This is a genomic window from Bradyrhizobium sp. Leo78, assembly GCF_059512425.1.
On record NZ_JCAMOT010000011.1, the window covers coordinates 181864 to 196785 of the forward strand.

Consider the following 14922-nt stretch of genomic DNA (forward strand, 5'->3'; position numbering starts at 1 on the left):
GGGAGAGGTCGGCGCGCAGCGCCGGGTGAGGGGACGCGCCGCATTCACGGTGTTCAGAATTTGTGGAGGCCGCCCCTCACCCCAACCCTCTCCCCGTGAAGAACGGGGAGAGGGAGACGAAGCTACACCGCTGCCGTGGTGACGCCGCCGTCGATGACGATGGTCTGGCCGGTCATGAAGGTGGAGGCGTCGGAGGCGAGGTAGGCGACCGCGCCGGCGATCTCGTCGGGTTCGCCGATGCGACGGAGCGGGGTGGTGGCGGTGCGCCGTTTCAAAAGCTCCGCGTCTTCCCAGAGCGCGCGGGCGAAATCGGTCTTGACCAGCCCCGGCGCGACGCAATTGACGCGCACGCCTTTCGGTCCCCATTCGCCGGCCAGGCTGCGGCAGAGCGCGAAGTCGGCCGCCTTCGAGATGCCGTAGGCGCCGATCACGGTCGAGCCGCGCAATCCGCCGATGGACGAGATGATTACGACCGAGCCAGTGCCGCGTTCGGCCATCTGCGGGATTGCCAGCGCGCAGAGCCAGATGTTGCTCTTGACGTTGGAGCCCATGATCTTGTCGAACGCCTCGTCCTTGATGTCGAGCAGCGGGCCGTAATACGGGTTCACCGCGGCGTTGCAGACCAGGATGTCGATCTTGCCGTAATGTTTGGTTGCGCCGGAGATCAGCGCCTCCACCTCCTCGCGGCGCGAGATGTTGCAGGGGATCACATGCGCATCGCCGCCGGCCGCATTGATGCCGTCAGCCACTTCCTGGCAGGCGTCCGCCTTGCGCGAGGAGATCACCACCTTGGCGCCGAGCTTTGCCAGCAGTTCGGCGGAAGAACGGCCGATGCCGCGGCTCGACCCGGTGATGACGGCGACTTTTCCGGTGAGATCGAATGGGGTGTTCTTCATTGTTATGTTATTCCCTCTTCTGTTTTGTTCGCATTTTCCCACACCGTCATGGCCGGGCTTGACCCGGCCATCCACGCTGTTCCTTCGCCGCCAAGACGTCATGCCCGGGACAAGCCCGGGCATGACGACCATTATGCGGCTTACGGGCTCGCATTGGCGAGCAGCTAGATCAACCCGCCCGCGTCTGCGACGCGGCGCAGGTGATACTCGGTGTCGCCAAAGGTGTTCTCGATCATGGTCAGGCGCTTGAAGTAGTGGCCGATCTTGGCCTCCATCGTCATGCCGATGCCGCCATGGAGCTGGATCGACTGCTGGCCGACGAACTTCAGCGACTTGCCGATCTGAACCTTGGCCGCCGCGATCGCGTTGGCGCGCTCCTTGGCATCCTCGAAGTCGCCAGCCATGGTCGCGAACATCGACATCGAGCGGGCCTGCTCGGCCGCGACGAACATGTCGGAGGCGCGGTGCTGCAGGCTCTGGAACGAACCGATCGCGACGCCGAACTGCTTGCGCGTCTTGATGTACTCGACGGTCTCCTTGAGCGATTCATCCATCGCGCCGACCGCCTCTGCGCACAGCGCGACGCGGGCTTCGTCGACCACGCGCTCGATCAGATCAAGCGCATCCTCCGGGTTGCCGATCGCGGCATCGCTGCCGACTTCGACGCCGGTGAAGCTGATGTCGGCGGCGTGCAGGCCGTCCTGGGTCGGATAGCCCTTCTTGCTGATGCCCTTGGCATCGGCGGGCACCAGGAACACGCCGATGCCGTTTCTGTCGCGCCGCTCGCCCTTGGTGCGCGCGGTCACGATCAGCGTGTCGGCGTTGTCGCCGTTGAGGACGACGAACTTCTCGCCGTCGATGACCCAGCCGGCGCCCTTCTTCTTCGCGGTCGTGGTGACGTCGAACAGGTCGTAACGCGAGTTCTTCTCGAGCTGTGCGAACGCGAGCGTCTTGCTGCCGTCGATGATGCCGGGAATGTGCGCGGCCTTCTGCTCGGCCGAGCCGCCATGGCGCAGGAAGCCGCCGCCGATCACCACGGTCGCCAGATAAGGCTCGAGCACGAGCGCTTTGCCGAGCGCTTCCATCACGATCATGGTCTCGACGCCGCCGGCGCCGAACCCGCCGTCGGCCTCAGTGAAGGGCAGGCCGAGCAGGCCCTGCTCGGCGAGCTTGCTCCAGACGGCTTTGCTCCAGCCGCCCTTCTCCTTCATGTATTTCTTGCGCTGCTCGAAATCGTAGGAATCCGTCAGCAGGCCGTCGATGCTTTCCTTGAGAAGCCGCTGCTCCTCGGACAAATCAAAATCCATGTTCTTGCTCTCTCAGGATTATCGGAAATTCTCCGTCATGCTCGGGCTTGTCCCGGGCATCCACGCTCTTGCTGTGCCTGCGTCACTGCGTGGATGGCCGGGTCGAACCCGGCCATGACGACAGCGTGCGTGGCGCAGCAGCCGTCAACTCAAAGCCCCAGCACCGCCTTGGCGATGATGTTGCGCTGGATCTCGTTGGAGCCGCCGTAGATCGAGACCTTGCGATTGTTGAAGTAGCTCGGCGCGATCTGGGCGGTCCAATCCATGGCCTCGTTCGAGCCGTCGTCGCCATGCACATCATAGGGCGCGGCAAACGGGCCGATCACTTCCATCAGAAGTTCCGTCGTGGTCTGCTGGATCTCCGAGCCCTTGATCTTGAGCACCGACGAAGCCGGGTTGGGCTTGCCCTTGCCATGCTTGCCTTCGTCGGCGACGACGCGGAGCTGTGTCAGCTCCAGGGCCTTCAGCTCGATCTCGCAGGCTGACAGTCTCTCGCGGAACGCGGGATCCTGAATCACCGGCCGGCCGCCGGATTCGACCTTGGAGGCGAGCTCCTTGATGCGACGCAGCCGCTCCTTGGAGACGCCGACCCGCGCAATACCGGTGCGCTCGTTGCCGAGCAGGAATTTGGCGTAGTCCCAGCCCTTGTTCTCCTCACCGATCAGGTTCTCGATCGGGACCTCGACATTGTCGAAGAACACTTCGTTGACCTCACGGCCGCCGTCTATGGTCTGGATCGGCCGAACCGTGACCCCCTTCGACTTCATGCTGAACACGATGAAGGAGATGCCCATCTGCTTCTTGGCGCTCGGATCGGTGCGGCAGAGGCAGAAGATCATGTCGGCGTGCTGCGCCAGCGTGGTCCATGTCTTCTGGCCGTTGATGATCCATTTGTCGCCCTTGCGCTCGGCCTTGGTGCGGAGCGAGGCGAGATCCGAACCCGAGCCCGGCTCCGAGAAGCCCTGGCACCACCAGTCGTCGACATTGGCGATGCGCGGCAAATACTGCTTCTTCTGCGCCTCGTTGCCGAAGGTGTAGATGACCGGGCCGACCATGCTGACGCCGAAGGCGAGCGGCTGCGGCGCCGGATAGGACTGCAGTTCCTCGTTGAAGATGTAGTGCTGCACGGACGTCCAGCCGGTGCCGCCATATTCCTTCGGCCAGTGCGACACGCCCCAGCCCTTCTTGTTCAGGATGCGCCACCAGGTGACCATCTCATCCTTGGAGAGATGGCGGCCCTCCTGCATCTTCCTCCGCGTGTCCGGCGGCACATTGTCCCTGAAGAACGCCCGCACTTCCTCGCGAAACGCCACTTCTTCCTTGGTGAAAGCGAGATCCATCGGATCCTCCTTGTGAGCAAATGAACTATTTCTGCTTTGTGTTTCTCGTTCGTCGTCCCCGCGAAGGCGGGGACCCAACCCCCGGCCTTCGTAGTGGACTTAAGCTATCTACCAGCGAGGCCCCAAAGCGAGATCACGCGGTATGGGTCCCGGCCTTCGCCGGGACGACAGGCTTAGTGCACCACCTCGAACAAACCGGCCGCGCCCATGCCGCCACCGACGCACATGGTCACCACAGCATACTTCGCCTTGCGGCGGCGGCCTTCGATCAAGGCGTGGCCGGTGAGCCGCGCGCCCGACATGCCGTAGGGATGGCCGACCGCGATCGCGCCGCCATTGACGTTGAGCTTATCGGGATCGATGCCGAGCTTGTCGCGGCAATAGAGCACCTGCACCGCGAAGGCCTCGTTGAGCTCCCAGAGGTCGATGTCCTCGACCTTCAGGCCATGGCGCTTGAGCAGGCGCGGCACGGCGAAGACCGGCCCGATTCCCATCTCGTCGGGCTCGCAGCCGGCGGAAACGAAACCGCGGAAGATGCCGAGCGGCTTCAGGCCGCGCTTGGCCGCTTCCTTGTCGCTCATGATCACGGTTGCGCTGGCGCCGTCGGAAAGCTGGCTGGCATTACCGGCGGTGATGGTGAAACCTTCGCCGCGCACCGGCTTCAGGCCGGCAAGGCCTTCGGCCGTAGTGTCGGGCCGCGGGCCCTCATCCTGCGACAGCGTCACCTCCTTGAACGAGACCGCGCCGGTCGCCTTGTCGGTCACCGCCATCTGGGTGGTGATCGGTGCCAGCTCGTCCTTGAACTTGCCGCCCTGCTGGGCGGCCGCGGTGCGGCGCTGGCTCTCGAGCGAATATTCGTCCTGCTTTTCGCGCGAGATGTTGTAGCGCTTGGCGACCACTTCGGCGGTGTCGATCATGGGCATGTAGACCTCGCCCTTGATCTTCAACAGCGCCGGGTCCTGGGCGTGAAACGTATTGATCTTGTCGTTCTGCACTAGGCTGATCGATTCACCGCCGCCGCCGACCGCGATCTCGACGCCGTCGAACAGCACCGAGCGCGCGGCAAGCGCAATCGCCTGCAGGCCCGAGGCGCATTGCCGGTCGATGGTGGTGCCGGCGACAGTCACCGGAAGGCCGGCGCGGAGCAGCGCCTTGCGCGCGATGTTGCCGCCGGTTGAGCCCTGCTGCAGGGCGGCGCCCATCACGACGTCCTCGATCTCCTTCGGATCGACCTTGGCGCGGGCGACCGCCTCGCCGATGGCGTGTCCGAGCAGGGTCGCGCCTTCGGTGACGTTGAGCGCACCGCGATAGGCCTTGCCGATCGGCGTGCGGGCGGTAGAGACGATAACGGCGTCGGTCATGAACGACCTCCTGTTGCGTTTTCTGGTTGTTGTTTCGCAGCGCCAGCCGGGGCGGCCCGCTGCTGGCGCAATTCGTGGCGGGAAAGTTTTCCGACCGACGTTCGCGGCAATTCCTCGACGAATTCGAGTGCGGCCGGCAGTTCATGCTTGCCGAGCTTGCCGGTGAGAAAGACGCGCAGATCGTCGATCGTGAATGGCGCGGCGCCATCGCGCAGCTTGATGAAGGCTTTCGCAGCCTCGCCCCGGTAGTCGTCGGGGATGCCGATCACGATCACTTCGTGCACTGACGGATGCGTATAGATCGCCTGCTCGATCATCTGCGGATAGACATTGAAGCCGCCGGAGATGATCATGTCCTTCTTGCGGTCGACCAGATAGAAATAGCCGTCCGTATCCATGTAGCCGATGTCGCCGGTGAGGAAGCGGTCGCCGACAAAGGCCTCGCCGGTTTCCTTGGGCCGGTTCCAGTAGCCCTTTGTCACATTCGGGCCGCGAATACGGATTTCGCCGACTTCCCCGACGGGCAGGACTTGCTTCGGATCATCCAGCGAGACCACGTCGAGTTCGATGCCCGGCAGCATCAGGCCGATCGAGCCGGGCTTGTCCGGCCCTTCCTTGACGTGGCCGGTGCCCGGCGAGCAGGTCTCAGTCATGCCCCAGCCGCTGCGCAGCTTCATGCCGACCCGGCGCTCGAAGATCTTGGCGACTTCCACCGGCAGCGGCGCGCCGCCGGAACCACAGCTCACCAGCGAGGACAGGTCGCGCTTGTCGAGATCGGGCAGGGCGGCGATCGCAATCCACATCGTGGGCACGCCCGGGAACACGGTGGCGCGCTTCTCCTCGATGTCGCGCATCACGGCCTGGACGTCGAAGCGTTGGTGCAGCGAGATCAGATAGCCGTGCCGGATCGAGGACAGCAGCACGACCGTCAGCGCGTAGATGTGGAACAGCGGCAGCACGCAGATCACGCGCTCGATCGCATCGCGCTCCGCGCGGGCAGCCTTGCCCCAGACCTCATAGATCGAGACCGCGGCGGTCAGATTGCCGTGGCTCAGCATCGCGCCTTTCGGCAGGCCGGTGGTGCCGCCGGTATATTGCAGCAGCGCGACGTCGTCGGCGCTGACCTCAGGCCATCTGGCGGGTTTGGTCGCGCCGTCGACGAACTGGCGATAGGTGATGATGGCGGGATGGCCGGGCAACGCGGTCTGGGGCGTGCCGACCTTGCCCCAATGATCGTCCTCGCAGACGATCAGCCGGTCGAGCAGGCCCTTGTCGAGGAACTTCAGCGCGGTCGGCAGCAGCGCCGAGAGGTTGCTGGTGATGAGGATGCGAGCACCGGAATCCGAGAGCTTGTGCGAGAGCGCGATCTCGCCGTCGAGCGGCGAGAGATGTACGACGCGGGCACCCGCCTTCAGCGCGCCGAAGAAGTTGATGGGATGGTCGGGCGTGTTGCCTAGGAACAACGCCACCGAGGTGTCCCTGCCGTAGCCGGCCCGCAGGAACGCGGAAGCCGCGGTTTCGACCAGCGCTTCCAGCTCCGCATAGCTGATCGGCCGGTCGCGGAATTCGATCACCGTCCGCGGGCCGTAGGCCGCCGCGGCCGTGGAGAGCAAATCAGGCAACGTGCCGCGCGCGATCGGATCGTCCCAACGCACGCCCTTCGGATAAAACTGTTCGCCGGGATGGGTCATGATGCTCAGCGCAAAAACCTAGCGGCCGTCATTCTGGGGCGTCCGAAGGACGAACTGCGATGTGCAATTGCACATCGGAGAATCCATCGGGCCACATGTGCAGGCGGAGAAATGGATTCCGGGTCCACGCTTGCGCGTGTCCCGGAATGACAAGTGGCAACAGCCGATCATCAAGCCGCCTTCGACGCCGCGGCGAGCGAAGCAAACGTCTTGCCTTCGTCGGCAAGGCGCTTGAGCAGCGGCGCCGGCTCGAGCGAGGGATCGTTGGTCTCCTTGGCATAGAAGGAGAGGCGATCGGCGATGTGCTTCAGACCCACCGTATCCGCCCAGAACATCGGGCCGCCGCGATAGATCGGCCAGCCATAGCCGTAGAGCCAGACCACGTCGATGTCGGAAGGCCGCGCCGCGATGCCTTCCTCCAAGATGCGCGCGCCCTCATTGATCATCGGGTACATCATGCGCTCGAGGATCTCGTCGTCGCTGACGACGCGCTTCTTGCGGCCGAGGCGCGCCAGCGTCTCGTCGATCAGCTTCTCGACTTCCGGATCGGGCAGCGGCGCCCGCGAGCCCGCCTCATATTTGTAATAGCCCTTGCCGGTCTTCTGGCCGAAGCGGCCGGCTTCGCACAGCGCGTCGGCGATCTCCGACTTGATGCCGCGGTCCTTGCGCGAGCGCCAGCCGATGTCGAGGCCGGCGAGGTCGCCCATCGCGAACGGCCCCATCGGCATGCCGAATTTTGTAACGACAGCGTCGACCTGCTGCGGCAGCGCGCCCTCGAACAACAGCTTTTCCGCCTGCTTGCCGCGCTGGGCCAGCATGCGGTTGCCGACGAAGCCGTCGCAGACGCCGACCACGGCCGGAACTTTCGCAATCTTGCGCGCAATCGAAACCGCCGTGACCAACGCGTCAGGCGCGGTCTTCTCGGCGCGCACGATCTCGCACAGCTTCATGACGTTGGCCGGCGAGAAGAAGTGCATGCCCAGCACGTCCTGCGGCCGTTTGGTCTCCTTGGCGATCTCGTCGATGTTCAGGTAGGACGTGTTGGAGGCCAGCACGGCGCTTGGCTTGGCATATTGATCGAGCTTGCCGAACACCTCCTTCTTGACCGCCATGGTCTCGAACACCGCCTCGATGACGAGGTCAGCATCCTTGACGTTTTCCAGGCCGACCACGCCTGATATCAGCGCCATCCGCTTGGCGGGTGCATCCGCCGGGATGCCGCCGCGGGCGGCGGTCGCCTCATAGTTCTTCTGCATCACGCCGAGGCCGCGCTTGAGCTGCTCTTCGCCGGTCTCGATCAGCGTCACGGGGATGCCGGCATTGGCAAACGACATCGCGATGCCGCCGCCCATGGTGCCGGCGCCGATGATGGCGACGCGCGCGACGTTGCGCGGCTTGGTGCCATCAGGCACGCCTGCGATCTTCGCGGCCTCGCGCTCGGCGAAGAAGGCGTAACGCTGCGCTTTGGACTGGTCGCTCGCGACCAGCTTCAGGAAGGTCTCGCGCTCCTTCTTCAGGCCTTCATCGAAGGGCAGGTCGATGGCGGCGCCGACCGCGTCGGCTGCAGCGAACGGCGCTTCCAGGCCGCGTGCGCGCTTGGTCAGCGCGGCGACCGCATTGGTGAAGATCGAACGGTCGGCCTTGGCCGCGGCGAGCTTGGAGTCGTCGTCGCGCAACTTGCGCAATGGGCGCTTCTCCGCCAGCACCTTGAGTGCGAAGGCTTCGCCGCCGGCGGCCGGTCCCTCGACGATCTCTTCGATCAAGCCGCTCTTGAGTGCTTCCGCGGCGCCGATCGGGTCGCCGCCGACGATCATCTTGACCGCAAGCTCCGGTCCGACCGCGCGCGGCAGGCGCTGGGTGCCGCCGGCGCCGGGCAGCAGGCCGAGCTTCACTTCAGGCAAGCCGAGCCGGGCATCCTTGGTTGCTACGCGATAGTGGCATGCCAGAGCGACTTCGAGGCCGCCGCCGAGTGCGGTGCCGTGGATCGCGGCAACGATCGGCTTCGGTGAATTCTCCATCGCCTCCAGCACCTCGTTGAGGCCGGGCGGCTTCGGCGGCTTGCCGAATTCGGTGATGTCGGCACCGGCGATGAAGGTGCGGCCGGCGCAGGTCAGCACGATCGCCTTCACTTCGGCATCGGCAATCGCGCTCTTGATGCATTCCAGGATGCCGCCGCGTACTGCGGCACTCAGCGCGTTGACCGGAGGATTGTTAACCGTGACGATGCCAATGATGTCATGCCGCTCGAGTTTTACGACTTCGCTCACGAGGCTCTCCTTGGATGCTGTGTTCTTTTGCGGTGTGTTCTTTTGCAAGGCGTTGTTGCGGTTCTTGCGTTTAGTAGCTAATTTCGCACTGCGAAATTAAATTCCACATCTTGACACGGAGGGTTATTTTGAAGCACGTCCCTTGTCAACGAGATCGACAAAGTGGCGGGGAATGAAACGTTCAGGAAAGAAGGCGGCGACCGACCGCAATTTTGTGGTCGCGCTTTCCCGTGGATTGGAAGTCCTGCGCGCATTCCGTCCCAATGACGGGCTTCTCGGCAATCAGGAGATTGCGGCCCGCACCAATTTGCCGAAGCCTACCGTTTCGCGGCTGACCTATACGTTGACCAAGCTTGGTTACCTTACACCCGTTCCGCGTTTCGAGAAGTACCAGCTCACGCCCTCTGCCATGGCGCTGGGTTATGCCGCGCTCGCCAATCTCGGCGTCCGGCATTTGTCCGAACCCTATCGCGAGGACGTGATGCGTGCGACCGGCGGTGCGGTCGCGGTCGGCGGGCGCGATCGGCTCAGCATGATCTATTTCGGGCAAAGCCGGAACGGACTGACGCTCGGCGTTCAGCTCGATGTCGGTTCGCGGATACCAATAGCGACCACCGCGATGGGACGCGCCTATATCTGGGCGCTGCCGGACGATGAGCGTACCGCTCTGCTGCGTGAGCTTCGCGACCACTATGGCAGCCGCTGGCCGAAGATGCGCGATGGCATCGAGCGTTCGGGCGAATTGGTAGCGAAGCGTGGCTTTGCAATTTCTGCTGGTGAATGGCAGGACGATGTTCACGCTGTCGGCGTGGCATTGCAGCTCAATGACGGAACCGGTCCGTATGCATTCAATTGCGGTGCGCCGGCATTCCGCTTTACGGAAGACCGGTTGCTCAACGATATTGGACCTCGTCTTGTCGCGATGGTAAGGAACATCGAGCAGGCGCTTGGTGGGGTAGCGCCGCAATCCAGAAAAGTTGAAAGCAAAAAGTCTAGATCAGGAGGGAAAGTTGCACGTGTGGCCGAGGGCATCTGACAGCCTTCTTCATTGCCGGCGCGATCGCTCGCACGGCGCTCTCCGCCCTCTCAAGCGGGCGGGCGAGACGAGATGACGCAGGCACAACTCGCGCAGGGTCATGCGCCACTGCTGGCGGTTCGCGACGTCAGCGTCGTGTTCGGCGGCATCGTCGCGTTGAACGGCGTCTCCTTCGACATGCATCAGGGCCAGATCCTGGGACTGATCGGACCGAACGGCGCCGGCAAGACGACGCTCTTCAATTGCCTCTCCCGGCTCTATCAGCCGAGCTCCGGCGACATCCTGATGGAAGGCGTGAGCATCCTCAGCCGCCCGCCGCACAAGATCGCCGAGATCGGCATCGGTCGCACCTTCCAGAACGTCGCGCTGTTTCCCAATCTCTCGGTGCTCGACAATGTCCGCGTCGGCACCCACGCGCGCACCTCCAGCGACATCATCAGCGACTCGCTCAAGCTCGCCTGGATCAGGCGCACCGAGGCTTCGGTCAACAAGAAGGTGCACGAGATCCTGGCCTATCTCGACCTCGAGGACGTCGCGCACAGCATCGTGTCGGGCCTGCCGTTCGGCACCCAGAAGCGCGTTGAACTGGCGCGCGCGCTCGCGGCCGATCCGAAGATCCTCTTGCTGGACGAGCCGGCCGGCGGCCTCAACCATGAAGAGGTCTATGTGCTCGGCGACCTCGTCCGCAAGATCCGCGACGAGCGCAAGATCACCGTGCTCCTGGTCGAGCACCACATGGGTATGGTGATGTCGACCGCCGACCATGTCGTCGCGCTCAATTTCGGCCGCAAGCTCGCCGAGGGAACCCCTAGCCAGGTCCAGGCCGATCCCGACGTCATCAAGGCCTATCTCGGGAGCAAGGACCAATGACGATGATGCTCAACGTCAAGGATCTGCGCGCCTATTACGGCCAGGTCCAGGCGCTTCACGGCCTCAGCTTTTCCCTGAACGAAGGCTCGCTCACCACGCTGCTCGGGGCCAATGGCGCCGGCAAGACCACCACGCTGCGGGCGATCTGCAACATGGTGCGCTCGACCGGCGCGATCGAATTCGAGGGCAAGCCGATCGGCAATCGTTCGACCGAGAACGTGGTCCGCCTCGGCATCGCCCATGTGCCGCAGGGCCGCGGCACCTTCACCAACATGACGGTGGAGGAGAACCTGCAGCTTGGCGCCATCACGCGCGGCGACAAGAAGAACATCGTCGCCGACATCGAGCGCATGTACGACCACTTCCCGGTGCTCAAGCAGCGCTATACCCAGCAGGCCGGCACGCTGTCGGGCGGCGAGCAGCAGATGCTCGCGGTCGCGCGCGCGCTGATGCTGCGGCCGCGGCTGATGCTGCTGGACGAGCCGTCGTTCGGCCTGGCGCCGCTGGTGGTCCGCGACCTGTTTCGCATCCTCGGCAAGATCAACCGCGAGGACAAGGTCACCATCCTGGTGGTCGAGCAGAATGCGCAGCTCGCGCTCGAGCTCGCCGATCAGGCCTATGTGATTGAAACCGGACGCATCGTGATGTCCGGCAACGCCAAGGACGTCGCCAACAACGAAGACGTCCGTAAATCCTATCTGGGTTACTGAGGGAGCGAGGACCATGGAGCTTTTTGCCAACCAAGTCCTGGCCGGCATCGCCACCGGCGCGATCTACGCCTGCATGGCGCTCGCCGTCGTGATGATCTACCAGGCGATCGACCATCTCAATTTCGCGCAGGGCGAAATGGCGATGTTCTCGACCTTCATGTCCTGGCAGATGATGCAATGGGGCGTGCCTTATTGGTGGGCCTTCATCCTCACCGTCATCCTTTCCTTCGCCGGCGGCATCCTGATCGAGCGGCTGTTGTTCAAGCCCTTGGCGAAGGCGCCGGTCTTGACCAACGTCGCCGGCTTCATCGCGCTGTTTGCGATCGTCAACTCGGTCGCGGGCCTGATCTGGGATTTCACCATCAAGCAATATCCGACGCCGTTCGGCTCCTCGCCGTTCCTCGGCAGCCAGCTGATCTCGACCCACCAGGCCGGCATGGTCGGCGTCACCCTGCTGCTGCTCGCCGGGCTCTATTTCTTCTTCCAGTTCACCCGCATTGGCCTTGCGATGCGAGCGGCTGCCTCGTTGCCTGAATCGGCGCGGCTGGTCGGCATCAACACGAGCTGGATGATCGCGCTCGGCTGGGGCATGGCCGCCGCCATCGGCGCGATCGCCGGCATGCTGATCGCGCCGGTGGTGTTCCTCGAGCCGAACATGATGGGCGGCGTCCTGATCTACGGTTTCGCCTCCGCGGTGCTCGGCGGCCTTAGCTCGCCGCTCGGCGCTGTGATCGGCGGCTTCCTGGTCGGCGTGTTCGAGAACCTTGCCGGCACCTACATTCCAGGCGTCGGCAACGAGCTCAAGCTGCCGATCGCGCTGGCGCTGATTATCACCGTGTTGGTCGTCAAACCGGCCGGGCTGTTTGGCCGGCCCATCGTGAAGCGAGTCTGATCATGAGCGCGGCTGAAGAAGTTGTAACCGAAGCCCCGGCCGTCGAGGCGGTTCCGAAGCGCGCCATGACGCTCGGCTACGGCACCTCGCTGGTGGTGCTGGCGGCCCTGATCCTGACGCCCCTGTTCGTCAAGAACTTCATCATCTTCCAGATGACGATGCTCCTGATCTACGGGCTCGCGGTGCTGGCGCTCAACATCCTGACCGGCGGCTCGGGCCAGTTCTCGCTCGGCCAGAGCGCGTTCTACGCCATCGGTGCCTATACCACGGCGATCCTGATGGAGCACTTCAACGTCAATTACGCGCTGACCCTGCCGGTCGCGGGCGTCGTCTGCTTCGGCGCGGGTTTCCTGTTCGGCCAGCCGGCGCTGCGGCTGTCGGGTATCTACCTCGCGCTCGCGACCTTTGCTCTGGCGCTCGCCATGCCTCAGCTCCTCAAGCTCGGCTTCCTCGAGCACTGGACCGGCGGCGTGCAAGGCCTGGTGGTGACCAAGCCGGATGCGCCATTCGGCCTGCCGCTGTCGCAAGACATGTGGCTCTATTACTTCACACTGGCGGTCTCGATCGGGATCTATGTCGCCTCGGTGAACCTGCTCCGCTCGCGCTCGGGCCGCGCCCTGATGTCGATCCGCGACAACGAGATCGCGGCCTCCGCCATGGGCGTTAGCGTCGCGCTGTACAAGACGCTGGCCTTCGGCGTCAGCGCCGGCATCACCGGCATCGCCGGCGGCCTGGGCGCGATCGCGGTGCAGTTCGTGGCGCCCGACGGCTACACCATCACGCTCGCGATCTCTCTGTTCGTCGGCATGGTGGTCGGCGGCGTCGGCTGGCTGCCGGGTTCGATCGTCGGCTCCGCCTTCATCATCTTTGTGCCTAACATTGCGGAAGGCATTTCCAAGGGTCTCTCTGGCGCCGTGTTCGGCGTGCTCCTGTTCCTCGTCATCTACCTGGTGCCGCATGGCGCCCGGCAGGTCGCCCTCATTGCCCAGCAACTGGCGGCGAAACTCAAGAAGAACTGAAGAACCAAAAAAGAGACTTTAGGAGAGACGATGCCCTTCAAACTACGGACCGCCGTGCTTTCGGCGGCGGTCGTCGCTTGTGCTGCCGCTTCCGGCAGTGCCTTCGCCCAGAAGACATACGATACCGGCGCCTCCGACACCGAGATCAAGATCGGAAACATCATCCCTTATAGCGGACCTGCGTCCGCCTATGGCAGCATCGGCAAGACCGAGGCCGCCTATTTCCGGATGATCAACGATCGGGGCGGCATCAACGGCCGCAAGGTCAATTTCATCACCTATGACGACGCCTACTCGCCGCCGAAGGCGGTCGAGCAGGTGCGCAAGCTGGTCGAGAGCGACGAAGTCCTTGTCGTCTTCAACCCGCTCGGCACGCCCTCGAACACCGCGATCCAGAAATACCTCAACTCCAAGAAGATCCCGCAACTGTTCGTCGCCACCGGCGCGACCAAGTGGAACGACCCGAAGAACTTCCCGTGGACCATCGGCTGGCAGCCGAGCTACCAGAGCGAAGCGCAGATCTACGCGAAATGGCTGATGAAGGAGAAGCCGGACGCCAAGGTCGCGATTCTCTATCAGAACGACGATTTTGGTAAGGATTACCTCAAGGGCACCAAGGACGGCCTCGGCGCCAAGGGCGCCTCGATGATCATCCTCGAGGAAAGCTACGAGATCTCCGAGCCGACGATCGATTCGCACATCGTCAAGATCAAGGCCGCCAACCCGGACGTGCTGCTGATCTATGCCACGCCGAAATTCGCCGCCCAGACCATCAAGAAGACCGCCGAACTCGGCTGGAAGCCGCTGCAGATCGTCGCCAACGTCTCGATCTCGGTCGGCAGCGTGATGCAGCCGGCGGGATTTGATAACGCCCAGGGCGTGCTCTCGGCCGCCTACGCCAAGGACGGCAGCGACCAGCAATGGAACAACGATCCCGGCATGAAGAAGTGGAATGAATTCCTCGACAAGTACATGCCGGGCGCCGACAAGACCGAGAGCGCCCTGGTTTACGGCTACGGCGCTGCACAAACCCTGGCGAAGGTGCTGGAGATGTGCGGTGACAATCTCACCCGCGCCAACGTCATGAAGCAGGCGGCGAGCCTGAAGGATTTTACGCCGGACACGCTGCTGCCCGGCGTCAAGATCAACACCAGCGCCACCGACTTTGCCCCGATCAGCCAGCTTCAGATGATGCGCTTCAAGGGACAGAAGTGGGAACTGTTCGGCGAGATCATCAGCGGCGACATTCCCGCCGACTAGAGCATTTTCGGTTCTGATTGAATCAGAACCGAAGCTCTAGATTCTTGTTTTGACGCGTTTTCTTCACGCGAACCGGTATCCACTTCGCTCGAAAACGCTCTAAGCTTGTGCAGTGCAAGAGACCAGCGCAAAGCCCCGCGGTGCAAGCCGCGGGGCTTTTTGTTGACGGACGGCGCGAGAACCGCATTCAATGCCCGCCGTGGGAGTTCCAAGAAACGCATCCACCACAGCATGATCCGGAAAAGTGGGAACCGGTTTTCCGAAAAGATCATG

At 63.5% G+C, this 14922-nt stretch carries 12 protein-coding genes; 6 read left to right on the plus strand and 6 right to left on the minus strand.

The features are described from left to right. Positions 1-122: 122 nt before the first annotated feature. The 6 genes from AC5ZG1_RS17140 to AC5ZG1_RS17165 all read right to left on the minus strand — a co-directional run bounded on the left by AC5ZG1_RS17140 (position 123) and on the right by AC5ZG1_RS17165 (position 8862). Positions 123-896 carry an SDR family NAD(P)-dependent oxidoreductase gene (locus tag AC5ZG1_RS17140; protein ID WP_130226620.1) on the minus strand — a complete coding sequence of 258 codons (774 nt, stop codon included), beginning with the start codon at positions 894-896 and terminating at the stop codon, positions 123-125. A gap of 164 nt (positions 897-1060) precedes the next feature. After that, positions 1061-2203 carry a pimeloyl-CoA dehydrogenase small subunit gene (pimD, locus tag AC5ZG1_RS17145; RefSeq protein ID WP_496133562.1) on the minus strand — a complete coding sequence of 381 codons (1143 nt, stop codon included), beginning with the start codon at positions 2201-2203 and terminating at the stop codon, positions 1061-1063. Positions 2204-2352: 149 nt separating this feature from the next. Further along, complete coding sequence (gene pimC, locus AC5ZG1_RS17150) at positions 2353-3543, minus strand: pimeloyl-CoA dehydrogenase large subunit (RefSeq protein WP_130226618.1); 1191 nt, start codon at positions 3541-3543, stop codon at positions 2353-2355. 173 nt (positions 3544-3716) lie between these two features. Beyond that, positions 3717-4904 (minus strand): acetyl-CoA C-acyltransferase, encoded by a 1188-nt coding sequence (locus AC5ZG1_RS17155; protein WP_456642913.1) that lies wholly within the window; start codon positions 4902-4904, stop codon positions 3717-3719. Continuing rightward, on the minus strand, positions 4901-6595 hold the full coding sequence (gene pimA / locus AC5ZG1_RS17160) for a dicarboxylate--CoA ligase PimA (protein ID WP_496133563.1): 1695 nt from the start codon (positions 6593-6595) through the stop codon (positions 4901-4903). The genes AC5ZG1_RS17155 and pimA overlap by 4 nt, the downstream gene beginning before the upstream one ends. A gap of 170 nt (positions 6596-6765) precedes the next feature. Then, entirely contained in the window at positions 6766-8862 is a 2097-nt protein-coding gene (locus AC5ZG1_RS17165; protein ID WP_496133564.1) for a 3-hydroxyacyl-CoA dehydrogenase NAD-binding domain-containing protein, read from the minus strand. Between the two features lie 172 nt (positions 8863-9034). Here AC5ZG1_RS17165 and AC5ZG1_RS17170 point away from each other — a divergent pair, with 172 nt between their 5' ends. The 6 genes from AC5ZG1_RS17170 to AC5ZG1_RS17195 all read left to right on the plus strand — a co-directional run bounded on the left by AC5ZG1_RS17170 (position 9035) and on the right by AC5ZG1_RS17195 (position 14649). After that, on the plus strand, positions 9035-9898 hold the full coding sequence (locus tag AC5ZG1_RS17170) for an IclR family transcriptional regulator (protein WP_208828308.1): 864 nt from the start codon (positions 9035-9037) through the stop codon (positions 9896-9898). A gap of 72 nt (positions 9899-9970) precedes the next feature. Beyond that, positions 9971-10768: an ABC transporter ATP-binding protein gene (locus tag AC5ZG1_RS17175; RefSeq protein ID WP_130226614.1), complete on the plus strand. Its 798-nt coding sequence runs from the start codon at positions 9971-9973 to the stop codon at positions 10766-10768. Continuing rightward, positions 10765-11478 carry an ABC transporter ATP-binding protein gene (locus AC5ZG1_RS17180; protein WP_130226613.1) on the plus strand — a complete coding sequence of 238 codons (714 nt, stop codon included), beginning with the start codon at positions 10765-10767 and terminating at the stop codon, positions 11476-11478. Before AC5ZG1_RS17175 ends, AC5ZG1_RS17180 begins: the two co-directional genes overlap by 4 nt. A gap of 13 nt (positions 11479-11491) precedes the next feature. Then, complete coding sequence (locus AC5ZG1_RS17185; RefSeq protein ID WP_028166750.1) at positions 11492-12370, plus strand: branched-chain amino acid ABC transporter permease; 879 nt, start codon at positions 11492-11494, stop codon at positions 12368-12370. 2 nt (positions 12371-12372) lie between these two features. Beyond that, positions 12373-13389, plus strand: coding sequence for a branched-chain amino acid ABC transporter permease (locus tag AC5ZG1_RS17190; RefSeq protein ID WP_496133565.1), 1017 nt, complete (start codon positions 12373-12375; stop codon positions 13387-13389). 30 nt (positions 13390-13419) lie between these two features. Continuing rightward, entirely contained in the window at positions 13420-14649 is a 1230-nt protein-coding gene (locus AC5ZG1_RS17195) for an ABC transporter substrate-binding protein (RefSeq protein WP_496133566.1), read from the plus strand. The last annotated feature ends 273 nt before the right edge of the window (positions 14650-14922 follow it).

Bases quoted from the DNA above. Each gene is read 5' to 3' on its own strand.
- AC5ZG1_RS17180 (WP_130226613.1), top strand. From the start codon at position 10,765: ATGACGATGATGCTCAACGTCAAGGATCTGCGCGCCTATTACGGCCAG.
- AC5ZG1_RS17190 (WP_496133565.1), top strand. From the start codon at position 12,373: ATGAGCGCGGCTGAAGAAGTTGTAACCGAAGCCCCGGCCGTCGAGGCG.
- pimA (WP_496133563.1), bottom strand. From the start codon at position 6,595: ATGACCCATCCCGGCGAACAGTTTTATCCGAAGGGCGTGCGTTGGGAC.
- pimD (WP_496133562.1), bottom strand. From the start codon at position 2,203: ATGGATTTTGATTTGTCCGAGGAGCAGCGGCTTCTCAAGGAAAGCATC.
- AC5ZG1_RS17155 (WP_456642913.1), bottom strand. From the start codon at position 4,904: ATGACCGACGCCGTTATCGTCTCTACCGCCCGCACGCCGATCGGCAAG.
- AC5ZG1_RS17170 (WP_208828308.1), top strand. From the start codon at position 9,035: ATGAAACGTTCAGGAAAGAAGGCGGCGACCGACCGCAATTTTGTGGTC.
- AC5ZG1_RS17175 (WP_130226614.1), top strand. From the start codon at position 9,971: ATGACGCAGGCACAACTCGCGCAGGGTCATGCGCCACTGCTGGCGGTT.
- AC5ZG1_RS17140 (WP_130226620.1), bottom strand. From the start codon at position 896: ATGAAGAACACCCCATTCGATCTCACCGGAAAAGTCGCCGTCATCACC.
- pimC (WP_130226618.1), bottom strand. From the start codon at position 3,543: ATGGATCTCGCTTTCACCAAGGAAGAAGTGGCGTTTCGCGAGGAAGTG.
- AC5ZG1_RS17195 (WP_496133566.1), top strand. From the start codon at position 13,420: ATGCCCTTCAAACTACGGACCGCCGTGCTTTCGGCGGCGGTCGTCGCT.
- AC5ZG1_RS17185 (WP_028166750.1), top strand. From the start codon at position 11,492: ATGGAGCTTTTTGCCAACCAAGTCCTGGCCGGCATCGCCACCGGCGCG.